The 3138-nt window shown below is 71.8% G+C and carries 2 protein-coding genes; both read right to left on the bottom strand.

The genetic code is table 11. The annotated features are described in order from the left end of the window. Positions 1–2109, bottom strand: a 2109-nt coding sequence (locus ABZ793_RS34610; RefSeq protein ID WP_357465204.1) for an amino acid adenylation domain-containing protein, incomplete at its 3' end; no start/stop codon positions are given. A gap of 108 nt (positions 2110–2217) precedes the next feature. After that, positions 2218–3138: condensation domain-containing protein (locus ABZ793_RS34605; RefSeq protein ID WP_357465202.1), on the bottom strand; the 921-nt coding region annotated here is incomplete at its 5' end.

The following is a 3138-nucleotide window of genomic DNA, read 5'->3' as shown; positions in this document are numbered from 1 at the left end:
GCGGTCGATTTTTCCGGTGCCGCCGACGGGGAACCGGTCGAGGGTCATGATGACGGCCGGGACCATGTAGGAGGGCAGTGCGGTCGCGGCGTGGGTGCGTAGTTCGCTCACTATCGGGGTGCGGTCGTCGCGGCCGGTCACGTAGCCGACCAGCCGGGCGACGCCCTGGTCCTCCCGGCGCACCACCACGGCGGTGCCGACGTCGGGGTGCTGTTCGAGGACGGCTTCGATTTCGCCGAGTTCGATGCGGATGCCGTTGACCTTGACCTGGTGGTCCATGCGGGCGAGGATTTCCAGCGCTCCGGTGGCGTTCCACCGGCCCAGGTCGCCGGTGCGGTAGGCGACCCCGCTGCCGTACGGGTCGGTGACGAACCGTTGTGCGGTCAGTTCGGGGCGGTGGAGGTAGCTGTCGGCGACGCCCTTCCCGCTGATGAGGATTTCGCCGGGGACGCCCATGGGGACGAGGTTCAACTGCGGGTCGACGACGCGGATCTGCCGGTTGGGCATGGGCCAGCCGATGGGCACGTACGCGCCGCCCCAGCCGGCTCCGGCGTCGTACCAGGTGCAGGCGACGGACGCCTCGGCCGGGCCGTACGCGTTGATCAGGCGGGCGCCGGCGGCCAGCCACCTCTGTGCCATGCGGGGTGGGATCGGCTCACCGGCGAGGGTCACGCAGGACATGCTCGGGCAGTCGGCCGGGTCGACCGCGGCCAGGTTGGTGGGCGGGCAGAACGCGTGGCTGGTCTGCTCCTTGGCGATCAGATCCGTCAACCGGCGGGCGTCGAGCAGGTCGTCACGGGAACAGACCACGACGCGTGCGCCGGAGGTGAGGGCGGTGTAGATCTCGCCCAGGGCCACGTCGAACACGGGGGCGCAGCAGTGCAGCATCCGGCTGTCCGGACCGACCGCGCACTCCTCGCGCATCCAGGTGAGGAAGTTCGTCAACATGGCATGGGTCAACACCACGCCCTTCGGCTTCCCGGTCGATCCCGACGTGTAGATCACGAACGCCGGCCCGGAGGCGTCCACCACCGGCAGGTCGACCGGTCCGGTCGCCTCCACCGTCGGCCAGTCGTCGTCGAGGGCGACCACCCGTACGCCGTCGGGCCGGGGGATGCGCGGGGCGACCTCACCGACGGTCAACACCACCCGGGCGCCGTGGTCGGCCAGGAGCATCCGCATCCGCTCCGCCGGCCACGACACGTCCATCGGCGTGTACGCCGCCCCCGCCCGCAGGACCGCCAGGGTGGCGACGAGGGTCCACATGCTGCGGTCCAGCGCCAGCGACACCACGTCCCCGACGCCGACGCCGGCCGACCGCAGGTGACGGGCCAGCAGGTCCGATCGGCGCGCCAGTTCCCCGTACGTGAGGACCTCGCCGTCGGCGACGCCCGCGACCGCTTCCGGGGTCCGGCGGGCCCACGCCAGCACCAGGTCGTGGATCGGCTCGTCCGGCACCGGCCGGACCGGGCCCCGACCCCACGCGAGCAGTCGATCGCGATCGGCCGCACCCAACAACGGCAACCCCGACAGCGGGACCTCGGGTTCCCGTATCCCGGCCGACGTCAGCATCACGGTCTGGTCCAGCAGGCCGCGCACCCAGTCCGTGGAGAATGCTTCGGCCGCGTAGTCGATCCGCAGCCCGGATCCGTCGGAGGCCACACTCACCGCCAGGTCGACGTCCACCGCCTGCGGGCCCGTCTCGGCGACCGGGCCGTCGACCAGGGCCACCGCGACCGGGCCCGGTATCCCTGTAGTCGCCACCGGCGCAGCCCACGCCGCACCGACCCGCCTCGCCAGCTCACCGAACGCCGGATCGTCCGCGACACCCACCCGGACCGCCGATCCGCCCGACGTCAGGCCCAGCGCCACCTCGTGCTGACCGGTGTACCGGGCCAGCACGCCGACGAGGCCGGCCAGCAGCACCACACCGGCCGGCTCCGGGCCCGTCAGGTCGGGCAGCTCCACCGTCCGCGACTGCGAGGTCGCCCGGGCCGGCCACACCAACGGCCGCCGCAGGTCCGCCATCAGGTCGAGGGCCTCGATGTCGGTACCGGGCCCGGCGACACCCGCGGCCTCGGCCCGACCACCAACGAACCCGACAGACATGAGCGAACCTCCGATCAGGGGCGGCGTCACCTGTACGGGTACCGCCGTGAGGAAATCAGGAACTACGTGATCGCGGCCGTCCGCGCCCACGGCAGGAGGACTACCGGGTCAGTCAGCGGCGGTGGCCAACCCGGGACCGGCTTCCAGGAAGCGCAGCATGTGGCCGTTCAGCTCCTCGGCGAGGCGGTACGGCAGGAGGTCGGTACGGATCGTGACGCGCAGGAGGGCGTGGTCGGACCGGGGCAGCACCTCGACCGTGAGGCCGTTGGGCACCTCCCGGGCGTACGGCTCGACGACCTCCTCTGTCCGGCAACCGGGCAGCTCCAGCGGGTGCACCACGTTGTCCTGGAAGACGAAGGTCGGCAGGCTGGCCACCACCTCGCTGGAGATCCCGGCGGTGGGATCGTCGGCGGTCTCCGCGAAGGAGACGTCCTGGGCCCGCATCAGATCGCTGATCGTGTCGTTGACCCGGAGGACGAGTTCGTCCTCCGGCCCGTCGAACCGGACCCGGACGCAGTTGAGGTTGATCCTGGTGGTGACGGCGGAGTCGAGGACGCGGCTGCCCCGCTTGGCGACGACCAGCAGCAGGCCGATGTCGTCCTGTTGGTGGAGGGCGCGCAGCGCGGTGGCGAAGGCGGCGGCGAAGTAGGCGGAGCGGCTGAACCGGTGTTCGCGGGCGGCCCGGTCCCAGCGTTCCATCACCTGAGGCGTGACGGTGACGGTGTGTCCGGCCTTGGGACCCCAGGCGAGCGCCTGCTCCAGCGACGCGTCGGCGGGAGGGTTGCCCTGACGGGGCAGGCCCCGTAGTTGTTCGCGCCAGTAGGCCCGTTGCGACTCGAGGTCGGTGGCGGCGCGCAGCCGGGTGAACTCGTCGTACGACTGGCGCAGCGTCGGTGCGGGGCGGTCCCATGCGGGTGTCTGGCCGGCCTGGCGTGCGGTGTAGGCGTGGCTGAGGTCGTGGACGAGGAGGGCGTGTGACCATCCGTCGAAGGCGATGTGGTGGATGCCGACGCCGAAGAGGATGCGGTT

The organism is Micromonospora sp. NPDC047465 (genome assembly GCF_040643125.1).
GTDB lineage: Bacteria > Actinomycetota > Actinomycetes > Mycobacteriales > Micromonosporaceae > Micromonospora.
Note: the sequence above shows the minus strand (reverse complement) of the source record. Positions and strands in the feature narration are given on the sequence as shown.